This window comes from Stenotrophomonas maltophilia, assembly GCF_013464915.1.
Classification (GTDB): domain Bacteria; phylum Pseudomonadota; class Gammaproteobacteria; order Xanthomonadales; family Xanthomonadaceae; genus Stenotrophomonas; species Stenotrophomonas maltophilia_AT.
Genome location: NZ_RAVT01000005.1, coordinates 20,846 through 43,987, shown reverse-complemented (window position 1 = coordinate 43,987; position 23,142 = coordinate 20,846). Strand labels below are relative to the sequence as shown.

The following is a 23,142-nucleotide window of genomic DNA, read 5'->3' as shown; positions in this document are numbered from 1 at the left end:
GGCCGGCAACCCATAGYYCCCGGTAGTGCCGGCCGCTGGCCGGCAACCTCATTCAACTTCAGACATCTCCGAACATCCATCGAGGCATGGCCTGACGTTCAACGCGCAATGATCGCTCCACCATGGGGCATGAGCAGCCACCGCCTCCGCCTGGGCCGGCGTTCCATTGTCGGTCAGGTCTACGTCCTGACAACGACCACGCATCAGCGCCGCCGGCTCTTTGAAGGCGAAGCTGCAGCGGCATGTGTAATCGACCAGTTCCATTACATCGAACGTCGGGGGCTGGTGCAGTCACTCGCATGGGTCGTCATGCCGGATCACGTCCACTGGATGCTCGAACTGCGCGCAGGTCACCTTTCAGGCATTGCGCGCCGAATGAAGTCGTCGAGCGCGCTTGCCCTGAATCGCCTGGCGGCGCGTCGATGTACGGTCTGGCAGCCTGGTTACTTCGATCATGCCGTGAGGGCCGAGGAGTCGCTGGCGCGGCAGGCGCTGTACATCCTGGGAAATCCGGTACGCGCCGGTCTTGCTGGGCAGATTGGCGAGTATCCGTACGCGTGGTCGGTCTGGTTGTGATGCCGGCCAGCGGCCGGCACTACCAGGTCTCCGAACATGACGGATGCCGGCCAGCGGCCGGCACTACCCATTGCAGTCAGGGCAGGGTCAGGCGGTAGACCAGCACACGGTTGTCGTTGTCGTACGGGCTGTCGCAGGCCTGGCCCTGCATGCGGCAATGGCGGGCGATGAAGTCGTTGTCGTTGCCGATCAGCAGCAGCACGTCGTTCGGATGCTGCGGGTCGAGCGCCGGGAGCACGTCCATGGCTTCCCATTTTTCCGACAGCAGCCCGGCATGCGGGCCTCGCTTCGTGTCCAGGTCCAGCCCGGCACGCGCAAGCTGCGGGCGGTCGAGCAGGTTCAGCAGTTCATCGCTGCGTGCGGGCACGATGCCGGCCTTCAACGTGGTGTCCGCCGCATCAGCCAGCACCGAGGTCGTGTCGGTTTCATAGGTGCTGCCGGCCAGGTTGCTGGCACCGGATACATCCACCAGCAGCACCGATTTGTAGACGATCGGATCGTCGCCGTCCTTGCCCAGGCCATTGCCGTCACGGGCCAGCAGCAGGAAGCGATTGTCGTCCAATGCGCGCAGCTCGCTCTGCGCGGCGGTGCGGTCCAGCTTGCCCTTGCCGTCGTGCGCGTAGGCGGGCAAGGCCATCACGTAATGGCCGATCGGCTGCTGTGGCGTTGGCGAGGTCGTCACGTCGTAGACCAGCACACGCGTGTTGATGCGACCGGCCGCATTGCCCTGCGCGCTGTCCTGCAGCGTCGCGCTCTGCAGGGCCACGAACAGGCGGCTGCCGTCGGGCGAGAGGCCCATGCCTTCCACGCCCTGGTTGTTGCGGCGCCCGGTCTGTGGCGGCGCCAGCGAACCGAAGGCGGGCTTGCCATCGCGCTGGGGACGTATCGCAGGCGGCGCCACGATCACGCCCTGCAGCTGCCCCCGTGCATCGAAGTAGTAGACGTTGGCGGTGTACTCGTCGCCGATGTAGAAGTGGCCATCGGCGGTGAACTGCAGCGACTCGGCATCCAGCGAGACCTTGCCTGCACCGGCGCCGCTGGCCGGCGAGGGCAGCACCACCTCGCGCTGGGTGATCGTGTGGTCGCCCGGGTCAGCGCCTGTGAAGGGTTGTCCGTTGAAGTCCTTCAGCACCACGCCCTTGTCCGGCACCATCGTCAGCGTGCCGGGCGCACCGGGCTTGCCCGGGGTGACGTCGATACGCAGCTGCATGCGCTCCACGCGTCCAGCGTAGTCGTAGAACAGGCCGGCCTCGGGATCGTTGCGGCCGCGGTCGGGCAGGGTCCACAGCACGCCTTCGTAACCGTTGGCGGTGCGCTTCCAGGTGCCGGGCTGCACCGCCAGCGACGAGAACGAGCCCAGCGTGTCGCCAAGGAAGTCCACTGTGCCGGCCGGCAGCCGCCCGGCTGCTACCAGCCCCTTGTCCACGTAGGTGCGGCCACCCAGTTCCAGCGTGCGGGGCGGCGCACCACTGGCCTCATGCGGGGCGGAGTATCCACTGGCGGACAGGGTGGCCAGCAGCAGGGCGGTTGCGAGCATCGGTGGACTCCGGGCGTTCGATCAGAAGCGAAGGTCGATCGTACCGAACACCTGGCGCGGTGCCGAGGCGTGGAACACGTACAGTTTGCCGGCCGGGTCGCTGGGCGCGAACACGCTCGAGTCCAGGTTGCTGGCGTAGCGCTTGTTGGTCAGGTTGGTCACGTTGAACGACACGCGCATGCCCTTGGCAATACCGACCTGGCCGAAGTCGTAGCCACCGGCCAGATCGAATACGGTGAAGCCACCGAAGCCCTGGTCGTTGGTGTAGGTGTAGAAGCGCTCGCCGGTGTACTTGCCACGCAGGCTGGCGAACCAGCCGTTGTCGCGCCAGGTGATCTCGGTGGCCAGCAGCTGCTTGGGCGTGTCGGTCTGGATCCTGCCCTTGATCTGCTGCTCGACGCCCGCCTGCACGTAGTTGGATGCATAGGTCGAGCGGTTCAGCGAGGTCGAGGTGTACCAGCTGAAGTGCTCGTTCGGGGTCCACAGCACGGTCAGCTCGGCACCACGGCTGTCGACGCCGCCGACGTTGTAGAAGCGGTTGCCGCAGGTCGGGCCGACCGGCTGCCGCGAGTCACAAGGGTTGTACTGCAGCAGCCGGTTGTCGAAGCGCACGCTGTAGGCCGCGATCGAGGCCTGCAGGGTGTCGGTGACGAAGCGGTAGCCGGCCTCCAGCGAGCGCGATTCCTCCGGCTTCAGGTCGCCCTGTGCGTTCCAGGTGGCCTGGCTGACCGCCTGCGGGCCCAGCTTGAAGCCGCCCTGGAACATGGCGATGTTTTCGGCGTAGCTGGCAAAGATCTCGTGATGCTCGCTGAGGCGGAAGTTGGCGCCGATGCTGGGCAGGAAATTCCTGCTGGCCTTCAGCGAACCGGTGGCGAACTGGTTGTTCGAGGTCGGCGAGATCGGGGTCTTCGCGTCGCCCGGCAGCGCCTGTGCGTCGGAGGCGGCATGCGGGCTCTTGGCGCCGAACTCGAGGGTCAGGCGATCATCGAGCAGGCGCCAGGTGTCCTTCAGGAAGAACTGGTGGGTCTTCCAGCGGGTGCGCTGGGCGAACACGCCCACATCGGAGGGCAGGGTGTTCATGCCGCTAAGGTCGCGCGGGCCGTCCACGGCGGTCTGGTAGCGCTCGGCGCTGCTGGTATTGCGCTCGTACCAGACGCCGCCTTCGATACGGTGCGCGCCCAGTTCCCAGTCGAACGACAGCGTGCCGCCATCGCGGTCGATGGTATAGATGGTGTTGCGGAAGATGATCGGAATCTCCTGCGCCGTGCCCTTGTTCGACCACGCGCCGCTGTTCCAGTTGTGGCCTTCGCCGCGGTCATCGTGGTGGTAGGCCAGGGCACGCAGGCTGAAGCCATCGGCCAGGAAGAAATCACCGGCCAGGTAGTACAGGTTGTCGTCACGCAGGATCTGGCCGGCGGTGAAGGCGCCATCGGCGTCCTTGTCCGGGCCGCTGCTGTCGCACTTCTTCGCATTGAAACTGGCGGTGTTGCAGTAGGCCTTGGCCACCGCCTTGTTCCAGTCCGGCGCGTAGCCGCCCCAGTCCCAGCCGAGGCCACGCGACATCTCGTCCTTGGACAGGTAGAAGTAGTCGGCCTGGGTGGTGCGCGAGGTATCGACGAAACCGGTGATCTGGCCGCGGCCAAAGTTCCACACGCCCTTGGCGTTGAACTGCTTGGTGGTGGATTTGTTGTAGGCGGTCTGGTTGTTCCACAGATCGGAGGCGGCATTCATGCCGGAAACGTAGCCGGAGAAACCGTTGTACTCGCCGCTGTCCACGCGCACGAAGGTGCGGCGGTTGGCATCGCTGCCGAAGGTCTGCACCACGCGGCCGCCTAGTTCCTGCGCCGGGCGGTCGGAGGTATAGGAAATGGTGCCGCCGAGGTTGCTGGTGGACGGCGTGCCGAGGCTGCCGATGCCCACCGCCAGTTCGGCGCCGGCCATGTTCTCGCTGATCAGCGCACGGTTGATGGTCAGGCCGTTGTAGTTGTTGTACGCGCCATCGCCCAGCGGCACGCCGTCGAGCGTGTAACCGAGACGGGTGGAGTTGAAGCCGCGCAGGCTCAGCGTCATCGACTGCTCGTTGGTGCCCAGCGCATCGGCCGACTGCGCGTTGACGCCCGGTAGCAGGTTCAGCGTCTTCTGCAGGCTGGTGCCCGGCGGCAGGATGTCGAGGTTCTCGCGGGTGATGCGCTGGACCTGGCGCGCTTCACCGCTGCCGATCACCGAGACCGCATCGAGGTTGGTGGCGGACGTGCCAGTGGAGGTCGGGGCAGCGTCCTGCGCCCAGGCCGCGGGAGCGAGCGCGATCAACAGCGCGGCGGCCAACAAAGTCTTCGTCATGTTACGGACACTCAGGCAGGCACGAGCCACCGCGTGGGCGCGGAGCTCATGGAGTTCAGAAGGGGAGACAACCGATGCGACCAGCGGGCGCTGCAGGCGCCGTGGGTCAACGTGAAAATGGTGCGCTAGACAGATGACTGTCTGGTGACATGTTCATCCGTTGTGAGGCGCCTACCAGGACGGGTAGTGCCGGCCGCTGGCCGGCAGCCACGTGGACCCATCTGGCAATATGCAGCTGCCGGCCAGCGGCCGGCACTACCAATCGGTGTTCAGCGCGGCTTGCGCGTGCGCTTCGGCTTCGCGGTATCGCCGCCGCTGGCGGCGCCATCCTGCAGCGCCTGCAGCCACGACAGGGTGTCCACGTAGTCGATGAAATGGCGAAGGTAGCCAGGGCTGGTCGACTGCATCGTGTCCAGCATGCGTTGCACCAGCACCGCCGAGTTCAGCGGGCCGCCGTCGGCCGGGGCCTCGGTGCGCAGCGAGCGGCGCACCTGCAGTTCGCTGCGCAGCTCCGACCACTCGCGCTGCACCTGCTGCAGCATCGGCACCTGCGGGTAATGCGGCAGCGAACGCGACCCCGCATCGAGGTCGCGCACCAGTGCGCGCAGGCCATCCAGTGCGGGCGGCTTACTTGCCATCAGCGGCCTTGGGCTTGGGAATCGGCGCGATTTCCACGCGCCGGTTGCGCGCGCGGCCGTCTTCGCTGGCATTGGAGCTGACCGGCTGCTCGCTGCCGAACGCGGCGGCGAACACCGCGTCGGCGGGCACGCCATCGGCAATCAGGGTGCGGGTCACGGTCAGCGAACGCTGCGCGGACAGCTCCCAGTTGTCGGCGAAGCGGCGGTTGCCTTCGCGCACCGGTGCGTCATCGGTGAAGCCGCTGACCATCAGGATCTCTTCGCGCGTGCCCAGGTAGGCGGCCAGCGGCGCGGCCAGGCTGCGCAGCAGCTCCTGGCCTTCCGGCTGCAGCTGGTCCGAATTCAGTGCGAACAGCACGCTGCCACTGATGCCGATGCGGCCATCGACCAGAGTCACTCGGCCGGCCGCCAACGGGCCAGCCAGTGCCTGTTCCAGGGTGTGCAGGCGCTTGGCTTCGGCCTGGCGCTGCTTCACTTCCTGGTCCAGCCGCTGCGACAGTTCCAGCTGCACGGCGACCACGCCGACCAGGATCAGCACGAACGCGCCCAGCAGCACCGACATCAGGTCGCCGAAGGCGGCCCAGATCGGGGCATGCGAGCCGCCGTCGACCTCCAGCTCGTCGCTCATGCGCTGCCGGCCTTGCCGCGGCGCGTGGCCAGCTGCTGCAGTTCTTCCATCACCTGCTTCTGCGACAGCAGGCTGAGGTCGACCACTTCGCGCGCCTGCGCCACGTAGTAGGCCAGCTGCTCATCGCTGCGGGCCAGCGAAGCGTCCAGCGCGCCGCCGATCTGTTCCAGGCGGCCGGACAGCTCAGCCGAGGCCGTACCGAACTGCTCGACCGCGGAACCGAAGCTGCCGGCCAGCTGGCCGACGTCGCCGGCGCTGCCGCTGAGTGCGGCCGCAATGCCATCCAGCTTGCCGGTCTCGGCGGCGATATGGTCGGTGAAGCGGTTGCCGACGCGTTCCAGCAGCTCGGCCGAACCGCCGACCAGTGCGTCCACGGCAGTGCGCTGTTCGTGCGAGGCATGGTTGATCGCATCGAGCAGGGTCTGCACGGTGGCCAGCAGGCGGCCGCGTTCTTCCAGCATCGCGTTGTCGCGCGCCAGGCTTTCGGACAGGGTGCTGCGCAGTTCGTTGATGACGTCGGCAGCGGCCTTCGGCGCGGCTGCAGCGGTCTGCAGCAGGGTGGAAACCTCGGCCAGCGTGGCGTTGGCCTGTGCACGACCGTTCTCGCCGATCTGCTGCGCGGTCGCCGCCAGCGTGTCGCAGACCTGCTGCTGCTGGGTGGCCAGGCGTTCGCCGTTGGCCTGCAGGCGCTCGGCCAGATCGGTGGAAACATGCTGCAGGGCATCGCTCCAGCGCTGCAGGCGCTGTTCGTCGCCGGCCTGCAACTGCGCCTGCAGCGTGGCGTGGGCCTGCTGCAGTTCGGCGCCGACCGCGTTCCAGCGCGCCTGGCGCTGCTGCTCGCGGCTGTCCAGGCTGGCCTGCAGTTCCGCGTGCGCGGTCGCGGTGGCGGCCTGCGCGGCCTGCCACTGCTGCGAGCGCTGCTCTTCATGATCCTGCAGCAGCGCCTGGCTGGCGCTGTGGTGCTGCTCCAGTGCCTGCAGCAGCGCCTGCGCACGCGCGTCCAGATGCTCGCTGACGGCCAGCAACGCCTGCTGCTGGCGTTCGACCAGCGCGGTATTCAATGCCTGCTGCTGTTCGGCGGCGGCGCGCCAGGCCTCGGCATTGCCGCTGGCATCGGCCTGCAGGCGCTCACCGATGCGCGCGACCAGTGCTTCGGCCTGCGTGCCCTGGCCATCGCTGAAGGCCTGCAGGTGCTGGCGCAGATCACTCACCAGCGCCTGTTGTGCCTGGGTCTGCTCGTTCACCACCTTGGCCCAGCTGGCTTCGGTGGCGACGCGGCTGCGCTCGAAACCGTCGCTCAGGCCAGACAACTGCTGCTGCACCGCCTGCTCGACACGGGCATGCAGCGCCTCACCATGGTGGGCCAGGCCAGCCAGCGTTGTCTCGGCCATCGGCTGCAGCGCGCCACCGATGGCGGCGGCACTGGCTTCGGCGCCTTCGCGCAGCGACTGCTGCAGCGAGACCGCCAGGCGTTCCTGCAGGGCCTGGCTCTGGGTCAGGAACTCGGCCTGGCCGGCCAGCAGGCGCTCATTGGCGGCCGTGCTGTGCAGTTCAAAGGTCTGCGTCATCGCCTGCAGGCGATCAACCAGCGCCGGCAGCGCGGCGGACTGTGCCTGCAGCAGTCGCAGCGATTCGGCGCGCTGCCAGGCCTGCGAGTACGGGTGCAGGTCGCCGGCAATGGCCCGGTCCAGCTGCTGCACGGCCTGCAGGCGGTCACGGCGCAGCAGCGCCGCCAGCAGGCCGAGCATGGCCGAGCTGGCCACACCGGCGATCGAGGTGCCGAATGCCACCGCCAGGCCCTGGACCGGTGACGCCAGCGAGCCGCGGATGGCGGCCATGTCGGTCGCGCTCTGCAGGGCCAGGCCGGTGCCACGCAGGGTGTCCATCATGCCCAGCAGGGTGCCGAGCATGCCCAGCAGCACCAGCAGGCCAACCAGGTACGGAGTCAGTACCGGCGCGGGCAGGGCGGTGCGCTCGCCTTCCACGCGCAGGCGCACGGCGTTGCGCAGGCCCATCGGCACGCGCTCCAGCCAGGGAGCGAGGCTTTCCTTCGCGCTGGACAGGTCACTCAGTGCGCTGCGCAGGCCGTTGCTGGCCTGGCGGTAGCGGTACAGCTCCACGCCACCGGCGATGTAGCAGGCCGCGATGATCGCCGCCACCGCTGCACCCAGCGGATGCACCGAAACGTAGCCAATGCCGATCCAGCACACGGCCAGCAGGCCGACAAGGAAAACAACGACATGGAAAGCAGTTCTGGACATGGTGTTCCGGTCAGTGGGAGCGCAGGGCGTCTTGCAGCCCTTCGATCGGGTGGAAGCGCAGCTGCAGCTCGGCAAGCAGCAGGGTGCGCATGTCATGGCGGAAGGCCGCGCGCCAGCCGGGCTGGCCGTGCACGCGTTCAAAACGGGCGCCGAGCACCGCCGGCGCAGTGGCCAGCAGGCTGTGCTCGCGCGGGGTGAGGGTCTGTTCCATCACCGCGTCGACCTCGGCCAGCCGCGCCAGCTGCGGCGAAACCTGCACCAGCTGGTCGCGCAGGCGGCCGCGCAGGCGCCCGGTGGCGGTCTGGATGGCCTGCTGCAGCACCCGGTAGCGCTGGCGCAGCGAGGCGAAATTGGGTGCCGCAGCGGCTTCGGCCAGGTCGAGCAGGCGCTCGGCCTCTGCATCCTCACGGATCGAGGCCAGCAGGCTGGCATGGGCCTGGGCGCAGTCCGCCAGCACATCCTCGGCCGCTTCGGTGGCCTCACCCGGCTCGGGCAGGCGTCCGCCCAAGGCCCCGGACAGGGCCACGGCACGGCTCCAGTCCACCCACTGGCCGAGGCGATCGGTCAGGGCGGGACTGCTGGCCGGCATCGCGCCGTCGCTGAGACGGGCGAGCAGGCGGAGGAATTCCGGTCCACCCAGGACCGGCTGCGCTGCGTTCGCCATCAAGGGGTGAGGGGCCAAAAACCGTTGATTTTACAACCAGATGACCCTGCCTGGATGAAGGCGGGGCCGGGGGAGGGCACCCGCAGGCGCGACAGGGCTTAGAATGTCCGGCTGCACCCATCCGTTCGACCCCTGGAGTTCCCCAATGACTGTTGCGCAGTTCTACCCGATCGGCACCCCCGGACAGCCCTGGGGCGACGCGGAACGCGCACAGTGGCGGGCCCGCCAGCAGCGCCAGCGCAGCTACCACGACGACGTGGTGGCCGCGCTCGAACGCCTGGACGACAGCTTCGACGTGATCCAGTACGGCCAGCTGGACTACGCGCCGGACCATTACCCGCTGTTCGCGGTGGTCAACCACGACTGGAACCCGGCGCTGCCGACCGCGCTGATCACCGGTGGCGTGCATGGCTACGAGACCAGCGGCGTGCACGGCGCACTGCAGTTCCTGGAACAGCAGGCCGAGCGTTACCTGGGCCGGCTGAACCTGATCGTGGCGCCGTGCGTCAGCCCGTGGGGCTACGAGCGCATCCAGCGCTGGAACCCGGATGCCATCGACCCCAACCGCAGCTTCCGTGACGGTGGCCAGATCGAGGAAGCGGCCGCCCTGATGGCCTGGGTGGCCGAGCGCAAGCCGAACCTGCTGGTGCACCTGGACCTGCACGAGACCACCGACAGCGACCTGCATGAGTTCGATCCTGCGCGCTGCGCCCGCGACGGCAAGCCGTTCGAGCGCGACACCATCCCGGATGGTTTCTATGTGATCGGCAACAGCGAAGACCCGCAGGCCGAGTTCCAGAAAGCGTTGATCACCGCCGTAGCCCCGGTCACCCATATCGCCCCGGCCGATGCCGCGGGCAATCTGGTCGGCCTGCCGCTGCAGTCGCCGGGCGTGGTCTGGGGTGAATCGCGTTCGATCGGCGCCTGCGCCGGCTTCACCGATGCGCGCTTTGCCACCACCACCGAGGTCTACCCGGACAGCCCGCGTACCAACCCGCAGGAATGCAACGACGCCCAGGTGGCGGCGGTGTGTGCGGGCCTGGATTTCGCCCTGGCGGCGCAGTAACGTATCAACACGAGGTAGCGCCGGGTCATGCCCGGCGGCTTGGGCGTGACCTAACCCAGCAGGATCACGCCCCACACCGTGCCGACCATCAGCAGTGCGGTGGTCTGTGCGGCGCTGCCCATGTCCTTGGCGTTCTTGGACAGTGGGTGGTGGTCAAGCGAGATGCGGTCGACCACCGCTTCGATGGCCGAGTTGAGCAGCTCCACCAGCAGGCTGATGAAGCAGACGGCCAGCACCACGGCCCGCTCGATCGTGCTGATGTCCAGCACGAAGGCCGCGACCATCAGCAGTGCATGCAGCAGCAACAGCTGCCGGAAGGCCGCTTCGCCACGGAACGTGGCGATGAAGCCATCGCGCGAATGGATCAGCGTGTGGAAGATGCGGCGAAGCCCGGTCTTGCCGTGCGGGTACTTGCCGCTGTCCCTGGGGTGAGGTGGCTGCATGCCGGTCCTGCCATGAATTGACCTCACGACAGGATGTGCAGGCGGGCGTCGGGAAAGCGTCGGACGCCCGTTGGATTTTCCTTCAGCCGGCCTGGCGCTGCGCCTGGATGGCCTGGTCGAGGGTGTCCAGTTCATCAGTCGGCGAGGCCAGCCATGCCGGGTACGCCTCGGTCTCGACGAAGGCGGAAGATCGCAGCACGTCATCGAAGGCAGGATTGTCCTTCTCCGCATGACGCAGCAGGCCGGACATCAGCCCGCAGATGCGGACCGCGGCCTGGAAGGCGCCCTGCAGCGATCCGGCCGGCTCGGTGACCGTGTTGAGGAAGGCCGCATAGGCCGGGCCATCGAAGACGAAGTCCTCGCGCTGCTGGAAGGCTTCGCCGCTGAGGTTGGCTTCACCGGAGACGTGCCGCGAAAATCCCCAGGACCAGATGTCGAGGAAACGCAGGTCATCCAGCATCCGGCGCGCATCGTCATTCAGTGGAACGGTGCCGGACAGGGCGTGTTCCAGCGTGGCCGCTGCGAACGGTTCGGTGCCTTCGTGGGCCAGGAAATCGCTCAGGCAGCGCAGCGCACCGGGATGGTGCGGGTCCAGTTGCAGCGCCCGGTAGATCACGCGGGCGCCTTCCACATGGCGGCCCTGGGCGATGAAGATGTTGAGCGCGTGGTGGGCGAGCTGGTCGGCGTTGAGGTCGGCAATCCGGGTCATCGGGGTCTGGCTGGCGTGGACGGACGGTGGGCACCAGTCTGACAGATCACTCATTCGGCCGGGCTGCGTGAATCGCGGATCGAATAGATCACCGAGAAGATCTTCCAGCCCTGTTCGGTGCGGATCAGCTGCCACATCTCCTTGCCCCAGTTGGTCTTCACTCCATCGTCGTGGAAGCTGTAGTCAAACGACACCGAGGCTACATCGCCATCCGTCTCGATCTTCGTGTTGGAGAATGTCTCCTCCTTCGGCTTCGGCGAGGCCACCGCCCCGTCGATCAGTGCGATGAAGTTGTTGGCGGGAATCTGCCGTGCCTTGATCGCATCGGGCTTGGCCTTGCGGATGTCCTGCAGGCGCACATCCTCGGAGACAAACTGCCAGCCGATGTCTTCCGGTTTTTCAGAGAAGAACAGGCTCATGTAGGTCGGCTTGTCCTTGTTGATCAGCGAGGTGCGGAAGGACTCGACCACCTGTTCGATCGCTTTGACGTCGGCGGGGGTGTTCTCCGCGGCGTAGGCCGGCAGGCACGCCGGGAGGAAGAGGGCGAGGGCGAGGGCGGCGAAGCGTGCACGTGCGTCTGGCATCATGGGTTCCTGGGGAGGAGCGGGGTGGCGCTCGCGCATCACCGCGCGTAGGTTCGCCAGAAAAGCACGTGGTCTTCGGTCCTGTTGATGGCGACGAAGACTGATTTCCCGGATTCGGGCGCGCAGCGAAAGACGCGGTACGACGCGCTGAGCGTCGCGTTGCCAGGCCACCAGTGTCGATTGAATGCAACAGGATCACTGTTGTTGAATGTGGTTGCCTGGCAATCCGCAGGCAGCTGCAGTGGTATCGCAGGGGGCTTGGCGAACGCCAGCGCGCTGGTGTTTGAGTCGAGGTCGTGCACCTCGCTCAGCTTGGTCGCCTCGTGGGGCACCCAACCGGGAACCCATCCCTTGTTCACCATGTCGGCGTCGATGGCCTGCTGCTGGGTGTCGAACGAGCTGTCCATCACCAGTCCGCAGGCGCCGAGCGCCGTGCAGACCGTCAATGCAAGGAGGGATCGCATTCTGGTCCAGATGCAGAGTGGAAACATCGTGCGTGCGTCCACGTGGAATGTCGTCGGGCCTATCGGGTCAGGGCATCGAACAGGCGATTGCGGTCCGCATCGCTCATCGACCAGCTCTGCCCGAGCGGGGCCATGCGCACGGATTCGGTCCGGCCGCAGGCCCGGTACTGCCAGGTTTCCGAACCATCGGGCTGGGTTGTCACGTCGATGCCCTCCAGGTGCGCGCATTGCAGCCGGGCCAGCGCCATCGGCGCGAAGTGCAGCATGTAGTGCTGCACCCGGTCGGCCGGCATTGCCGTTCCGGCAGGCAGCGGATGAGCCGGGCCATATTCGGCGAGCAGGCCAACGCAGGTCGCCGCGGCGGACAAGGTATTGCGACCGAACGCGCGGGAGGCATCGCGTTCCACGCCCTTTTCCAGTGCCTTGCCCTCCTTGCTGCTGGCATAGGCCTCGGCGGCCCGCAACTGCGCGGTGTCGAGCGTCGACAGCCAGTGCTTGCGGCCCTCCTGCAACTGCAGTTCCAGGCCGGGCAGTGTCTTCTGGCAGCGCGCCTCGATGGCCCGTGTCTGCACGAAGTCCTGGCTGCGATCACCAGGGGGTGCGGTGGGTGTCGCCGCCGTTGCAACTGCCGTCGTCGCAAGGGCCACGCAGGCCATGATCAGTCCAGTTCCTGCTCCGCTGCGCATCCATGCACTCCGTGAAGAGATTGTTGGCGCACGCTAGCACGGAGGCCTGGGCCGGAACAGTGCGGCTTCAATGGTGCCAGCACGTTGACGTTGAGCGCGGCGTGCATGGATGATGCGTTGCTGTGGCGCAAGGAGGCAGCCGTCCAGGATGATGCTGGAGCTGGGTGCCCCCTGTCGGCTGGTTGCCCCGTTGCGCTGCCTCTCACACCGGGAAACCGCGGCACGCCCATGCGCATCCATCGACCTTTCATTTTCTTCGCATGCTTGGCCATGGCGGCGCTGGCGATCCTGTTGGGCGTACTGGTGCTTATCCATGGTCTGGGCCCGACCAGTACGCGGTGTGGAAGGCTGTGTGGAATGGGAATTGCCATCAGCCAGTACTTCGGTTGGCGGGCCTACGAAGTGGCTTCTGCGATGACGATGTTTGGTTGTGCATTGCTGGCCGGGCATACCGCCCTGACGGAGGGTCTGGGCGCGCAACCCGCCGCGAAGCGGGGCCGCAGGCGGCGCCGGAAGAAAGCGTCTCGGTCCTGATAATCCGTCCTGTGGTTATCCGGATGTACGGGCTGCCTCGGCGATGGAGCGCGACGATGATCAGTCCGGTGGCAATCGCCACGAGCAGACATTTGGTATCGGGTTGCTGGCCCCAGGGAACTGCTTGCGTGAACGCATTGCCGGGAAGAACAGCGCTCTGCAGCGAGCTGGGTCACAGTCAGCAGCGCAACCGGCAGGTCCGCCATCGTGCGCGGGGTCTCCGCACCGGGTGCATCCAGTTGTCCGGTCAGCACCGCGTAGTCGACGGCCATCACCGGCGGCAGCTGGCTGCACGCGTGCACTGTCGGCCTGCTTGAACGCGTGGCGCTGCCCCATCGTGGTACGCATGGATACGTTCTGCACTTGTGGCCTGGCACCCCAGTGTGCAATTTGCGGGAATGTTCCATAAGCAGATCAAGGGGAAGACATGCGGTTGATCCTGGCGGTGGCGCTGGCTGTCCTGGCAATGCCGGCGGCTGCGCTGGAGGCGGCAACGCCTGCGCAGTTCGATAGCCATGTGGTACATGACCCGGCCCTGGGGGACATTGGCTGGCACATCGACAACGTCAACCCGGAGGAAAAGGGTCCGCTGGTGGTATGGCTGCCAGGCTCAGGTGCGTTCCCGCACTTCCAGCGTTTCAGCGACGGCAGCCAGGGAACCAGTTTTCCCCGCGATCTCTTCGCATTTCGCGACCGCGCGCACTTCCTGCTGGTGGACAAGCCCGGCGTTCCGTTTTCAGCCGAGATGCGCCTGGACCCGGCCAAGGGACGACCGCTTCCGTTGGATGGGCCCGCCTACCGTGCGGGGCTCGCGCGCGACACGTTGATCGCGCGCACGGTGCTGGCCGTTGCCGCAGCGCGCCGCACGCTGGGGGACAGAATTGACCAGGTCGTGATCATGGGCGGATCCGAGGGAGCGCAGTATGTCTTTGCGGTGGCAGGCCTGGTACACGCGGACAAGGCTGTAGGGTGGGGCGGACTGGCCTTGCCGCAGTACCAGGACTTCATCATCGAGCAACGGCTGCGTGCTGAACGAGGCGAGATCACCCGCGCCGAAGCGCAGGCCGCCGTCGAGGAGGTCTTCGCGGCCATCAAGGCGATCCATGCCAATCCGCTCGGTCTGGAGCAACAGTTCATGGGCGAGACCAACCGGCGCTGGTCGGGATTTGGTACGCATGCCGTGGTGGAGGACATGCTGGCGCTGGAGATCCCCTTGCTGCTGGTGCAGGGCGGCGACGACGACAAGGCCCCGATCATCAACACCGATTTCGCGATGGTGTCGTTCCTGTCGCGCGGCCGCAGCAACCTTGACTACTGGGTCTATCCGGAGGCCGACCACGGGATGCGGGTGACTGATCCAGACCGTCCGGGCAAGCGCATCTCGATCGCACCGGAGATTTGGACACGTGTCTGGGCGTGGGTGACGAAGCAGCCCTGAGCGGGTGATGGTGGCTGCACGCCCGCGAATGGCAGACAAATGAAGTACGAGGCAGCGTGATACCTCTGCCCGGTCGGCCGTCGCGTCGCACGACGTCACACGTCAAGCTGCAACCGCCCCACCGCCTGCGCGCACAACGACTGGCTGGCTAGTACCAACCCCTCCATCACCCGGTCGCCCACGTACTCTTCCGGTTCGCCGTTCTGCCGGGTGCGTTCCGCCGCCGGCAGCATTTCCAGCACCACCCGCAACCCGCTCAACGCGCAATCGGCATCGGCCAGGGCCAGGCAGCGCCCGGGCAGCTGATGCCGCTCCGGCCAGGGTTGGCCATCGGCCGCCGCACCGGAGCCGATGCGGTTGAGGTTGGCAATGAAGGTGTTCCGGTCCACCACAGGCGCAGCCGATGGCGAACCGTCGTCAGGGGCGGTGCTGCGATAGGCGTGCAGGTGGGGGACGTCCGATTCGTTCATGGCAGGGCTCCGTGCAGGGCAATCGGTAGCCGCCACCCATAAAAGTGGCGGGCGGTACGTGGTTCGAATCCGGGTTGGTCCCAAGCCGGTGGGCGCGAACGCCCCCACGCACCGCCCGCCATAGCCGGCAGACGGATTGCCAGCCGGCGCCACGGAATGTGGACGCCGACTGGCAAGCGCAATCACTCAGGACCAACTCGGGATTCGAAACCCGGCCACCCTTTTCCGGTGGCACGCCATCTGAGCCCCTGGCGCTGAGCAATGCCAATCAGAACAGTTGCAAACATCACTCGATTGAAGACGCTTTCAGCATTCTCCCACGCTGTTAAGCACTGCCAGCGCTGGCTGGCGTGGTGATCCGCCCGCATCGTGCAATCTGCGACAGATGTCGAGGTTGGGAAGTGGGAGGGAGCAGGTGGGGAGGGGCGATAGCGACAGGCTCCGCGCGAGCCTGAGTCGAGCCTGGCGGGGCCCAACCGGCGCCAAAGCGTGACGTGCGACTCGGGTTGACGTTCCCAGCCACCAAGCGCAGGCTGGTCCGGCACGTTTCCTAACCAGAAGGAGACTTATGACCGCCGCCGCTTCCCTGCATCCGACACCCGATACCCCGGGGCGTTCACGGCTCTGGAGTGTGTTCTGGCTGCAGGGCGTCATTCCCAGCAACATTCTGTGGGCGGTGGCCCTCTGGGCCCTGGCCAACCAGCGCACCCCGCTGCTGTTGGGGGTCTTTGCCGTGCTGCTGCTCTATACCGGCTGGATCATCCCGGCGGTGTGGCGGGCGGCGCCTACTGCGCACAACCCCAATCTGGGCGTGGCCGCGCGCGGGCTGACCGTGGCCTGGGGGCTGAACACCGTGCTGGTGATCTTCTTTCTGACCCTGCAGCTGGTGGCTCAATAGAACTGAACAGGCTCGCCGCCCCGGTCGAAGGCGGCGAAGCGGCCGATCTGACCGTCATGGATGGCGTTGACCATCAGCTGCAGCGGGCGAGCGGCCTCATCGCTGTTGGGCGCGAAACCGCCACGCCCATCCAGCGCCGCCACGAAGACCAGATCCCACTCGATGCCGGTGGTGGTCGATTCGGCCGCCAGCGCCTGGAAGCTGGGGACGTCGGCCGGCAGCTTGTCCACGCACAGCACCGGCGACAGGGTGCCGCCCTCGCGGCGGTCATGCCGGTCGCGCTGGTCGCTGGTGGGCGATTCGGGCAGCTCGGCGCGTACGAACACGAACAGCAAGCGTTGCGGTTCAGCCTGCTGGCCTGCGGCGTGCAGCAGCTGCTGGAAATCGTTCATCATCATGAGGGTTGTCACACGCCCGCTGCACGGAAAGCCGCATGCTGCCACAACGCCTGTCGCGCGGGGCCGAACGCGATTGATTTAAGTCATGCCCATGGAACTGAAGGCCGCGTACTCTGGCAATCGTTCCAGCAGGCGAGGGTATCCGGGCCGTTCCGGGCACAGGCAAGACGGTGGAGCAACAAGGTGGACCAGCCATGAGCCAACTCACCGACGGTTTCGGACGCAGCTTTCCGTACCTGCGCCTGTCGTTGACCGAAGCCTGCAACTTCCGTTGCAGCTACTGCCTGCCCGACGGTTACCAGGCCGATGGCCGCCCGCGCTTCCTGCAGGTGGATGAAATCGCGCGTCTGGTGCGTGCGTTTGCCGCGCTGGGCATGAGCAAGATCCGCCTGACCGGCGGTGAGCCCAGCCTGCGCAAGGACCTGGACGAGATCATCGCCACGGTTGCGGCGGTGCCGGGCATCCGCAAGGTGGCCATCACCACCAACGGCACGCTGCTGCCGCGGCGCCTGCCGGGGTGGCACCGGGCTGGCCTGACCGCGCTGAACGTGAGCATGGACAGCCTGCAGCGCGAACGCTTCAAAACCATCACCGGGCATGACCGCCTGCCGGAGATCGAACAGGGCCTGGCCCTGGCGCAGGCGTTGGGCCTGCCGGCGATCAAGCTCAACGCGGTACTGCTGCGTGGCCTGAACGACGACGAGCTGCCGCAGTGGATGGACTACCTGCGCGACCGCCCCTTCAGCGTGCGCTTCATCGAGCTGATGCGCACCGGCGACAACGAAGCCTACTTCCAGCGCCACCACCTGCGCGCCGACCTGGTGATCGAGCAGCTGCTGGCGGCCGGCTGGCACGAGCGGCCGCGCGCGGCCGATGCGGGCCCGGCGCGTGAGTTCGGCCACCCCGACCATCGCGGCAGCATCGGCATCATCGCCCCGTATTCGCGTGACTTCTGCAAGGGCTGCAACCGCCTGCGGGTAACCGCCAAGGGCGACCTGCGGCTGTGCCTGTTCGGCGAGTTCGGCGTGCCGCTGCGCCCGCTGCTGCAGAGCGACGATGACCACGACGCGCTGCTGGCACGCATCACCACACAGCTTGGCCTGAAAGCGGCCGGGCATGGACTGCACCAGGGCCAGACCGGGCTGACCCCGCACCTGGCCTCCATCGGAGGATGAGCAACACGATGAGTGGGGAATTGAATGCGGCCTTCCACATGGCCGATGTCCGCGACAAGCGCATCACCCGCCGCCGTGCGGTGGCGGTGGGCGAGCTGCATGCCGGTCCGGTGGCCTATCCGCTGATCGTCGAGCGCCGCCTGCCCAAGGGCGATGCGCTGGTGATGGCCGAGATTGCCGGCCTGCAGGGCGCCAAGATGGCCTCGATGCTGATGCCGCTGTGCCACCCGCTGCCGCTGGAGCTGGTACAGGTGTTCTGCGCGGCGGTGCCGGAACGGCAGGCGATCCGCGTGTGGTGCGAGTGCGCCAGCGAGGCGCGCACCGGCGTGGAGATGGAGGCACTGGCCGGCGTCAACGCGGCGCTGTTGACCCTGTACGACCTGAGCAAGCCGGTGGAACCGGCCCTGCGCATTGAAGGCATCCGCCTGCTGTTCAAGGAAGGTGGCAAGCGCGGCGTGTGGCTGCACCCGGATGGCATGGACGATGCCGAGCGCGCGCGCTTCAAGCCGCGTGCGCCGAAGGGCCTGCAGGGCGCGGCCTGCGCGGTGATCACGCTGAGTGATCGTGCCAGCGAAGGCACCTATGAGGATGTGTCCGGCCCGACCCTGGTGACCGGCCTGAAAAGGCTGGGCGGCGAGGTGGTGGCCGCCGAGGTGTTGCCTGATGGCATCGAACCATTGGCGGGCCGCCTGCAGGCCCTGGCCGCCGAGGGCGTGCGCCTGTGCCTGTGTACCGGCGGTACCGGGCTGGGCCCGCGTGACCTGACACCGGAGGCGCTGCGTTCCCTGGACGCGCGGCCGGTGCATGGCCTGGCGCAGATGGTGCGGGCACTGAGTGCACAGCACACGCCGATGGCCTGGCTGAGCCGCGCCGAGGTGGTGCAGCTGGGCAACATGCTGGTGTTCGCATTGCCTGGCAGCCCGAAGGCGGCGGCGCAGTGCCTGGATATCCTTGCGCCGGTACTGGGCCACGCCCTGGCGATGGTCGAGGGTGGTGGCCACTGATGATTGCCTACAGCGAAGCCTTGCAGCACCTGCTGGACGCGGCCACGCCGCTGTCGGCCGAGCGCCTGCCGCTGCATGAGGCCGGCGGCCGTACCCTGGCCAGTGACATCCACAGCGGGCAGTCGTTGCCGCCGTTCGACAATTCGGCGATGGACGGCTTCGCGCTGCGCGCCAACGGCGCGACGTTCGAGGCCGGTACCGAATTCGCGGTGCAGGGCTGGCAGGCGGCCGGCGATGCCGGCGCCGAGGGCGGCGAGGGTGCCTGGGAAATCATGACCGGTGCGCGCATGCCGTCCGGGCTGGACACAGTGGTACCGGTCGAGAACGTGGACATCCTCGCCAGCGAGGAGGGACGCCCGACCCGCATCGCCCTGAAGGCATCGGTGAAGCCGGGCCAGCATGTGCGCCTGCGCGGCCAGGACGTGAGCGCAGGCGAGCGCGTGCTGCAGGCCGGGCAGGTGCTGGATATCAATGCGCGCACGCTGCTGCATGCCATCGGCGTGGGCCAGGTGGCGGTGGTGGCACGGCCGAAGGCGGCGGTGATCGCCACCGGCAAGGAGCTGGTGACCGAAGCGGCGCAGACGCTGGAATCCGGGCAGATCCGTGACAGCAACCGGCCGTATCTGGTCGGCCGCCTGCAGGCCGCCGGTGCCGAGGTGGTCTGGCAGGGCACGGTGGGCGACGACGTGGCCGCGTTCAATGCGGTGCTGGATGAAGCGCTGGCCGCGGGCGCGCAGGTGCTGATCAGTACGGGGGCAGTGTCGGCCGGGCGCTACGATTTCGTTCCCGATGCGCTGCGCGGCCGTGGTGCGCGCATCGTGTTCCACAAGGTGGCGATCCGCCCAGGCAAGCCGCTGCTGTTCGCGGTGCTGCCCAATGGCGCGCTGTACTTCGGGCTGCCGGGCAACCCGGTGTCGGCGGCCGTGGGCCAGCGTTTCTTCGTCGAGCCGGTGCTGCGGCGCCTGCTGGGGTTGGCGCCGGAAGCCGTGTTGCAGCTGCCGCTGCAGGCCGACGTGCGCAAGCCGCCGGGCCTGCGCTTCCATGCGCGTGCGCGGGTGGAAGTGGACGGTCAGGGGCGCCTGAGTGCGCGCGTGCTGTCCGGGCAGGAGTCGTTCCGTTTGATGTCCATGCTGCAGGCCAACGCCTGGGTGGTGCTGGAGGCCGAGGGTGACCTGGCCATCGCTGGCACGCCGGTACAGGTACAGGGCTGGGGTCACCATGACCCGGTGCAGCTGGTGAGCCAGGAGTCACGATGAAACGGGTGAATCTGCAGTTGTTCGGTGCGTTTTCCGATCTGGATGCCAGCCGCGAGATCGCGGTGGATGTGGCCGGTGGCACCGTGGCCGATCTGCGCCAGGCGCTGCGCGAGCTGCTGCCGGTGCGTTGGCCGGGTTTCCGCGCTGGCCTGCTGGACTACTCGGCATTCGCCGACCAGCAACGTGTGCTGCGCGACCACGAGGCGCTGCCCGACGATGGCCGGGTGGCGATCCTGCCGCCGGTAAGCGGGGGCTGAACCATGAGCGAGAAGATCATCGCCAAGGTGGTGGACCGCGCGCAGGCGGCGATCGATCCGGCCGAGGGCATCGCTGCGGTGTCCGATCCGGGTTTCGGTGGCATCGACGTGTTCATCGGCAAGGTGCGCGACGTCAACGTCGGCCGGCCGGTGACCGGGATCACCTACGACCTGTTCGAGCCGTTGGTGCTGAACGAGTTCAAGCGCTTGGCCGCCGAGGTCGAGGCCACGTTTGGTCCGAAGCTGAAGCTGTATGTGGCCCACGCCAAGGGCCGGTTGGGCATTGGCGATGTGGCGGTGGTGGTGGCGGCGGGCAGCCCGCACCGTGACGAGGCGTTCCGTGCCTGCCGGCAGTTGATCGAGGTGGTGAAGCACCAGTGCCCGATCTGGAAGCAGGAGCATTACGAGGACGGCGACAGCGAGTGGAGCGAGGGTTGCAGCCTGTGCCATGCGGACAGCGAACCCGCTCATTCCCATGACCATGCGCACGATCACCAGCATTGACCCCGCCCTTCAGGGGGGCGCGGGGTTCAGTAGATCCACGCCATGCGTGGATGAGGCCTTTCCCGCGCATCCGGCCGGCGCAGCCACGCATGGCGTGGCTCTACTGCGATGAGCATCAACGGCATCGTGCTGGCCGGTGGCCTGTCCACCCGGATGGGCCGCGACAAGGCACTGCTGCCGTGGCAGGGTCGAACCCTGCTGGAACACATGCGGGGCCTGTTGATGCAGGCCGGCGCACGCGAGGTCTGGGTCAGCGGAAATTACCCGGCATTCGGCGGCGTGCCGGACCGCGTGGCACGTTGCGGGCCGCTGGGCGGGCTCTACAGTGTGGCGATGCGCATGCCCGATGGCCCTGCCTGGGTGGTGCCGGTGGATACGCCGCTGCTGCCGCCGCGATTGCTGGAGCAATTGCGTGACGGCCATCGCGGTCCATGCACGATCTTTGCGGGCCACCCCCTGCCCATGCTGGTGGATATAGACGATGCTTGTCGCAATGTACTTGGATCGATGCTGGATGACCCGGACGGTCCGCGCTCGCTGCAGGCCCTGCAGCGTCGTCTTGGCGTGAACACCGTGGCGCTGGTGCCGGTTGACGAGGCCGGGCTGGTCAACTGCAATACCCCCGAACAATGGGAGGATGTTGCGTCATGAAAGTGCAGTTGCAGGACCAATCGGTGCGGCTTCGCCTGGACGAGGCCGAGCTGGCGCGCCTGCTGGCCGGTGAATCGGTCGAGAACATGACCCGCTTCGGCGGGATCGAGGGCTGGGGCATGGCGGTGTCGCTGCATGGCGGCGATCAACCGGTGCTGCTCGATGGCGGCACCTTCTGCCGCCTGGTACTGCCGCGCCCGGCAGTCGAGGGCTTGGCGGCGCGGCTGCCGTGTCGGGAGGGCCTGCCGTTCGACATTGCCCTGGAAGATGGCAGCCAGCTTCAGCTGCAGTTCGATGTGGACGTGCGCGACAGCGTGCGCCAGCGCGGGGTGTCCCGCCGCACCACCGCTTCATCGGTTTGACATTTGTCAGGGGCAGGGTGGAAACCGGCCCCTGATTGATCCAGATCAACCCCGTCGTTGTTGCTGCGCGGCCTAATGGCTGCATGACGACGGGTCACAACTTGAAACGCAGTACCCACGTCATTCCACAGCCTTGGAGCCATGTATGACCGTCGGTAGCGATCCTGTTGTCCGCAGCACTGCCCGTCCGGGTCGCGTCATCAGCGACTGGACGCCGGAAGATCCCGGCTATTGGGAGCGCACCGGCAAGCGGGTCGCCACCCGCAACCTGGTCATCTCGATTCCCTCGCTGCTGCTGGCCTTCTCGGTCTGGGTACTGTTCTCGGCGGTGTCGATCAGCCTGCCGAAGATCGGCTTCAACTTCAGCACCGACCAGCTGTTCTGGCTGGTGGCGCTGCCCAGCCTGTCCGGCGCCACGCTGCGCATCTTCTATTCGTTCGTGATCCCGATCTTCGGCGGCCGCCGCTGGACCGCGCTGTCCACGGCCTCGCTGCTGGCGCCGACGCTCTGGCTCGGCTTTGCGGTACAGAACCCGGCCACGCCGTACGGGGTGTTCGTGGCCATCGCGATCCTGTGTGGGTTCGGTGGCGCGAACTTCTCGTCGTCGATGTCCAACATCTCCTTCTTCTACCCCAAGCAGAAGCAGGGCCTGGCGCTGGGCCTGAACGCCGGCCTGGGCAATGTGGGCGTGTCGGTGGCGCAGGCGGTGATTCCGCTGGTCATCACCGTGGGCGTGTTCGGTGCGCTGGGTGGTGCACCGCAGCCCGCGGTGGAGGGTGGGGCGCCGCTGTTCCTGCAGAACGCCGGCTTCATCTGGGTGCCGGCGATTGCGCTGTGCGCCATCGCGGCCTGGTTCGGCATGAACGACCTGACCAGCGCCCGCTCGTCGTTCTCCGAGCAGGCGGTGATCTTCCGCCGCAAGCACAACTGGCTGATGTGCTGGTTGTACATCGGCACCTTCGGTTCCTACATCGGCTTTTCGGCCGGCTTCCCGATGCTGGTGAAGAGCCAGTTCCCTGAGGTGAACCCGCTGGCCTACGCCTTCATCGGCCCGCTGCTGGGCGCACTGATGCGTTCGGTGGGTGGCAGCATGGCCGATCGCTGGGGTGGCGCACGCCTGACCTTCTGGGTGTTCGCGCTGATGATCGCGGCAGTGTTCGGCGTGCTGCACTTCCTGCCCAGCGATGGCCAGGGTGGCAACTTCCATGGCTTCCTGCTCAGCTTCATGGCGCTGTTCGTGCTCAGTGGCATCGGCAACGGCACCACCTTCCGCATGATCCCGGTGATCTTCCGCACCCTGCATGAGCGCTGGTCGGCCAACGACAATGCCGAAGGCAAGGCCTCGGCCGCACACCAGGCCAGCATCGAGTCGGCCGCAGTGGTCGGTTTCTCCGGTGCGATCGGTGCCTACGGCGGTTTCTTCATTCCCAAGAGCTACGGCTCGTCCATTACGTTGACCGGCAGCCCCGACATGGCGCTGTACGGATTCGTTGTTTTCTATGTCACCTGCCTGGCCGTGACCTGGTGGTGGTACTACCGGCGCGGTGCCGAGACACCCTGCTGACGACATGAAAACGCACCGCAGCCAGATGACACACA

Annotated in this window: 25 protein-coding genes and 1 pseudogene; 12 read left to right on the top strand and 14 right to left on the bottom strand. The window is 67.1% G+C overall.

Annotation, left to right across the window (positions count from 1 at the left end):
- Window positions 1-129: 129 nt before the first annotated feature.
- Window positions 130-576, top strand: a complete 447-nt coding sequence (locus tag D7T59_RS01630; RefSeq protein ID WP_180851298.1) for an REP-associated tyrosine transposase — start codon at window positions 130-132, stop codon at window positions 574-576.
- A 76-nt stretch (window positions 577-652) separates the two neighbouring features.
- Here the strand turns inward: D7T59_RS01630 and D7T59_RS01625 are convergent, their stop codons facing one another.
- The 6 genes from D7T59_RS01625 to D7T59_RS01600 all read right to left on the bottom strand — a co-directional run bounded on the left by D7T59_RS01625 (window position 653) and on the right by D7T59_RS01600 (window position 8,644).
- Window positions 653-2,113, bottom strand: coding sequence for an esterase-like activity of phytase family protein (locus tag D7T59_RS01625; RefSeq protein ID WP_180851297.1), 1,461 nt, complete (start codon window positions 2,111-2,113; stop codon window positions 653-655).
- A gap of 21 nt (window positions 2,114-2,134) precedes the next feature.
- Complete coding sequence (locus tag D7T59_RS01620; protein WP_180851295.1) at window positions 2,135-4,453, bottom strand: TonB-dependent receptor; 2,319 nt, start codon at window positions 4,451-4,453, stop codon at window positions 2,135-2,137.
- 269 nt (window positions 4,454-4,722) lie between these two features.
- Window positions 4,723-5,163, bottom strand: coding sequence for a DUF2894 domain-containing protein (locus tag D7T59_RS01615; RefSeq protein WP_219629827.1), 441 nt, complete (start codon window positions 5,161-5,163; stop codon window positions 4,723-4,725).
- A complete protein-coding gene (locus tag D7T59_RS01610) occupies window positions 5,081-5,719 on the bottom strand; it encodes an OmpA family protein (RefSeq protein WP_180851292.1) in 639 nt (212 codons plus the stop codon). Before D7T59_RS01610 ends, D7T59_RS01615 begins: the two co-directional genes overlap by 83 nt.
- A complete protein-coding gene (locus D7T59_RS01605) occupies window positions 5,716-7,980 on the bottom strand; it encodes a DUF802 domain-containing protein (RefSeq protein WP_180851291.1) in 2,265 nt (754 codons plus the stop codon). Before D7T59_RS01605 ends, D7T59_RS01610 begins: the two co-directional genes overlap by 4 nt.
- A gap of 10 nt (window positions 7,981-7,990) precedes the next feature.
- Complete coding sequence (locus D7T59_RS01600) at window positions 7,991-8,644, bottom strand: DUF3348 family protein (protein ID WP_180851289.1); 654 nt, start codon at window positions 8,642-8,644, stop codon at window positions 7,991-7,993.
- A gap of 145 nt (window positions 8,645-8,789) precedes the next feature.
- Between D7T59_RS01600 and D7T59_RS01595 the strand changes: the two genes are divergently transcribed.
- Window positions 8,790-9,710 carry a M14 family metallopeptidase gene (locus D7T59_RS01595; RefSeq protein WP_180851288.1) on the top strand — a complete coding sequence of 307 codons (921 nt, stop codon included), beginning with the start codon at window positions 8,790-8,792 and terminating at the stop codon, window positions 9,708-9,710.
- A gap of 50 nt (window positions 9,711-9,760) precedes the next feature.
- Here D7T59_RS01595 and D7T59_RS01590 read toward each other — a convergent pair whose 3' ends face one another.
- From D7T59_RS01590 to D7T59_RS21230, 6 genes and pseudogenes are all read right to left on the bottom strand, one after another.
- Entirely contained in the window at window positions 9,761-10,153 is a 393-nt protein-coding gene (locus D7T59_RS01590; RefSeq protein WP_008265627.1) for a diacylglycerol kinase, read from the bottom strand.
- An 82-nt stretch (window positions 10,154-10,235) separates the two neighbouring features.
- On the bottom strand, window positions 10,236-10,916 hold the full coding sequence (locus D7T59_RS01585; protein ID WP_258012956.1) for a hypothetical protein: 681 nt from the start codon (window positions 10,914-10,916) through the stop codon (window positions 10,236-10,238).
- Window positions 10,913-11,449, bottom strand: a complete 537-nt coding sequence (locus tag D7T59_RS01580; protein ID WP_180851286.1) for a Cif family virulence factor — start codon at window positions 11,447-11,449, stop codon at window positions 10,913-10,915. Before D7T59_RS01580 ends, D7T59_RS01585 begins: the two co-directional genes overlap by 4 nt.
- A 35-nt stretch (window positions 11,450-11,484) precedes the next feature.
- Entirely contained in the window at window positions 11,485-11,910 is a 426-nt protein-coding gene (locus D7T59_RS01575) for a YbbD-related protein (RefSeq protein ID WP_180851284.1), read from the bottom strand.
- Between the two features lie 59 nt (window positions 11,911-11,969).
- The gene (locus D7T59_RS01570; protein WP_180851283.1) at window positions 11,970-12,596 is read right to left on the bottom strand and encodes a hypothetical protein; all 627 of its coding nucleotides are present in this window, start codon (window positions 12,594-12,596) and stop codon (window positions 11,970-11,972) included.
- 689 nt (window positions 12,597-13,285) lie between these two features.
- Window positions 13,286-13,469 (bottom strand): annotated as a pseudogene (locus D7T59_RS21230) (alpha/beta fold hydrolase); the annotation flags it as partial.
- 88 nt (window positions 13,470-13,557) lie between these two features.
- Between D7T59_RS21230 and D7T59_RS01565 the strand changes: the two are divergent.
- Complete coding sequence (locus D7T59_RS01565) at window positions 13,558-14,568, top strand: alpha/beta hydrolase family protein (protein ID WP_180851281.1); 1,011 nt, start codon at window positions 13,558-13,560, stop codon at window positions 14,566-14,568.
- A 95-nt stretch (window positions 14,569-14,663) separates the two neighbouring features.
- Here the strand turns inward: D7T59_RS01565 and D7T59_RS01560 are convergent, their stop codons facing one another.
- On the bottom strand, window positions 14,664-15,038 hold the full coding sequence (locus D7T59_RS01560; protein ID WP_180851279.1) for a hypothetical protein: 375 nt from the start codon (window positions 15,036-15,038) through the stop codon (window positions 14,664-14,666).
- 568 nt (window positions 15,039-15,606) lie between these two features.
- Here D7T59_RS01560 and D7T59_RS01555 point away from each other — a divergent pair.
- Window positions 15,607-15,936: a hypothetical protein gene (locus tag D7T59_RS01555; protein WP_097047753.1), complete on the top strand. Its 330-nt coding sequence runs from the start codon at window positions 15,607-15,609 to the stop codon at window positions 15,934-15,936.
- Here the strand turns inward: D7T59_RS01555 and D7T59_RS01550 are convergent.
- Window positions 15,930-16,334, bottom strand: coding sequence for a ribonucleotide reductase subunit alpha (locus tag D7T59_RS01550; protein ID WP_164136370.1), 405 nt, complete (start codon window positions 16,332-16,334; stop codon window positions 15,930-15,932). The two genes, D7T59_RS01555 and D7T59_RS01550, sit on opposite strands and share 7 nt — an antisense overlap.
- 194 nt (window positions 16,335-16,528) lie before the next feature.
- On the opposite strand from D7T59_RS01550, the gene moaA reads away from it, so the two are divergent.
- From moaA to D7T59_RS01510, 8 genes are all read left to right on the top strand, one after another.
- Window positions 16,529-17,509, top strand: a complete 981-nt coding sequence (moaA, locus tag D7T59_RS01545) for a GTP 3',8-cyclase MoaA (RefSeq protein ID WP_180851277.1) — start codon at window positions 16,529-16,531, stop codon at window positions 17,507-17,509.
- A gap of 8 nt (window positions 17,510-17,517) precedes the next feature.
- Window positions 17,518-18,513 carry a bifunctional molybdenum cofactor biosynthesis protein MoaC/MoaB gene (gene moaCB / locus D7T59_RS01540; protein WP_180851276.1) on the top strand — a complete coding sequence of 332 codons (996 nt, stop codon included), beginning with the start codon at window positions 17,518-17,520 and terminating at the stop codon, window positions 18,511-18,513.
- Window positions 18,513-19,769 (top strand): molybdopterin molybdotransferase MoeA, encoded by a 1,257-nt coding sequence (locus tag D7T59_RS01535; protein ID WP_180851274.1) that lies wholly within the window; start codon window positions 18,513-18,515, stop codon window positions 19,767-19,769. Before moaCB ends, D7T59_RS01535 begins: the two co-directional genes overlap by 1 nt.
- The gene (locus D7T59_RS01530) at window positions 19,766-20,026 is read left to right on the top strand and encodes a MoaD/ThiS family protein (RefSeq protein WP_180851272.1); all 261 of its coding nucleotides are present in this window, start codon (window positions 19,766-19,768) and stop codon (window positions 20,024-20,026) included. Before D7T59_RS01535 ends, D7T59_RS01530 begins: the two co-directional genes overlap by 4 nt.
- A gap of 3 nt (window positions 20,027-20,029) precedes the next feature.
- Window positions 20,030-20,530, top strand: a complete 501-nt coding sequence (locus D7T59_RS01525; protein WP_180851271.1) for a molybdenum cofactor biosynthesis protein MoaE — start codon at window positions 20,030-20,032, stop codon at window positions 20,528-20,530.
- A gap of 108 nt (window positions 20,531-20,638) precedes the next feature.
- Window positions 20,639-21,181 carry a molybdenum cofactor guanylyltransferase gene (gene mobA, locus D7T59_RS01520; protein WP_099553424.1) on the top strand — a complete coding sequence of 181 codons (543 nt, stop codon included), beginning with the start codon at window positions 20,639-20,641 and terminating at the stop codon, window positions 21,179-21,181.
- Window positions 21,178-21,543, top strand: a complete 366-nt coding sequence (locus D7T59_RS01515) for a hypothetical protein (RefSeq protein ID WP_164136311.1) — start codon at window positions 21,178-21,180, stop codon at window positions 21,541-21,543. Before mobA ends, D7T59_RS01515 begins: the two co-directional genes overlap by 4 nt.
- Window positions 21,544-21,688: 145 nt before the next feature.
- Complete coding sequence (locus D7T59_RS01510; RefSeq protein ID WP_180851269.1) at window positions 21,689-23,107, top strand: NarK family nitrate/nitrite MFS transporter; 1,419 nt, start codon at window positions 21,689-21,691, stop codon at window positions 23,105-23,107.
- Window positions 23,108-23,142: the final 35 nt, after the last annotated feature.

Excerpts from the sequence above, each read along its gene's own strand:
- D7T59_RS01575 (WP_180851284.1), bottom strand. The coding sequence starts at position 11,910 with ATGCGATCCCTCCTTGCATTGACGGTCTGCACGGCGCTCGGCGCCTGC.
- D7T59_RS01610 (WP_180851292.1), bottom strand. The coding sequence starts at position 5,719 with ATGAGCGACGAGCTGGAGGTCGACGGCGGCTCGCATGCCCCGATCTGG.
- D7T59_RS01530 (WP_180851272.1), top strand. The coding sequence starts at position 19,766 with ATGAAACGGGTGAATCTGCAGTTGTTCGGTGCGTTTTCCGATCTGGAT.
- D7T59_RS01615 (WP_219629827.1), bottom strand. The coding sequence starts at position 5,163 with ATGCCAGCGAAGACGGCCGCGCGCGCAACCGGCGCGTGGAAATCGCGC.
- D7T59_RS01605 (WP_180851291.1), bottom strand. The coding sequence starts at position 7,980 with ATGTCCAGAACTGCTTTCCATGTCGTTGTTTTCCTTGTCGGCCTGCTG.
- D7T59_RS01625 (WP_180851297.1), bottom strand. The coding sequence starts at position 2,113 with ATGCTCGCAACCGCCCTGCTGCTGGCCACCCTGTCCGCCAGTGGATAC.
- D7T59_RS01590 (WP_008265627.1), bottom strand. The coding sequence starts at position 10,153 with ATGCAGCCACCTCACCCCAGGGACAGCGGCAAGTACCCGCACGGCAAG.
- D7T59_RS01525 (WP_180851271.1), top strand. The coding sequence starts at position 20,030 with ATGAGCGAGAAGATCATCGCCAAGGTGGTGGACCGCGCGCAGGCGGCG.
- D7T59_RS01560 (WP_180851279.1), bottom strand. The coding sequence starts at position 15,038 with ATGAACGAATCGGACGTCCCCCACCTGCACGCCTATCGCAGCACCGCC.
- D7T59_RS01510 (WP_180851269.1), top strand. The coding sequence starts at position 21,689 with ATGACCGTCGGTAGCGATCCTGTTGTCCGCAGCACTGCCCGTCCGGGT.
- D7T59_RS01600 (WP_180851289.1), bottom strand. The coding sequence starts at position 8,644 with ATGGCGAACGCAGCGCAGCCGGTCCTGGGTGGACCGGAATTCCTCCGC.
- moaCB (WP_180851276.1), top strand. The coding sequence starts at position 17,518 with ATGAGTGGGGAATTGAATGCGGCCTTCCACATGGCCGATGTCCGCGAC.
- D7T59_RS01620 (WP_180851295.1), bottom strand. The coding sequence starts at position 4,453 with ATGACGAAGACTTTGTTGGCCGCCGCGCTGTTGATCGCGCTCGCTCCC.
- D7T59_RS01570 (WP_180851283.1), bottom strand. The coding sequence starts at position 12,596 with ATGCGCAGCGGAGCAGGAACTGGACTGATCATGGCCTGCGTGGCCCTT.
- moaA (WP_180851277.1), top strand. The coding sequence starts at position 16,529 with ATGAGCCAACTCACCGACGGTTTCGGACGCAGCTTTCCGTACCTGCGC.
- D7T59_RS01595 (WP_180851288.1), top strand. The coding sequence starts at position 8,790 with ATGACTGTTGCGCAGTTCTACCCGATCGGCACCCCCGGACAGCCCTGG.
- D7T59_RS01555 (WP_097047753.1), top strand. The coding sequence starts at position 15,607 with ATGACCGCCGCCGCTTCCCTGCATCCGACACCCGATACCCCGGGGCGT.
- mobA (WP_099553424.1), top strand. The coding sequence starts at position 20,639 with ATGAGCATCAACGGCATCGTGCTGGCCGGTGGCCTGTCCACCCGGATG.
- D7T59_RS01580 (WP_180851286.1), bottom strand. The coding sequence starts at position 11,449 with ATGATGCCAGACGCACGTGCACGCTTCGCCGCCCTCGCCCTCGCCCTC.
- D7T59_RS01565 (WP_180851281.1), top strand. The coding sequence starts at position 13,558 with ATGCGGTTGATCCTGGCGGTGGCGCTGGCTGTCCTGGCAATGCCGGCG.
- D7T59_RS01630 (WP_180851298.1), top strand. The coding sequence starts at position 130 with ATGAGCAGCCACCGCCTCCGCCTGGGCCGGCGTTCCATTGTCGGTCAG.
- D7T59_RS01550 (WP_164136370.1), bottom strand. The coding sequence starts at position 16,334 with ATGATGATGAACGATTTCCAGCAGCTGCTGCACGCCGCAGGCCAGCAG.
- D7T59_RS01515 (WP_164136311.1), top strand. The coding sequence starts at position 21,178 with ATGAAAGTGCAGTTGCAGGACCAATCGGTGCGGCTTCGCCTGGACGAG.
- D7T59_RS01585 (WP_258012956.1), bottom strand. The coding sequence starts at position 10,916 with ATGAGTGATCTGTCAGACTGGTGCCCACCGTCCGTCCACGCCAGCCAG.
- D7T59_RS01535 (WP_180851274.1), top strand. The coding sequence starts at position 18,513 with ATGATTGCCTACAGCGAAGCCTTGCAGCACCTGCTGGACGCGGCCACG.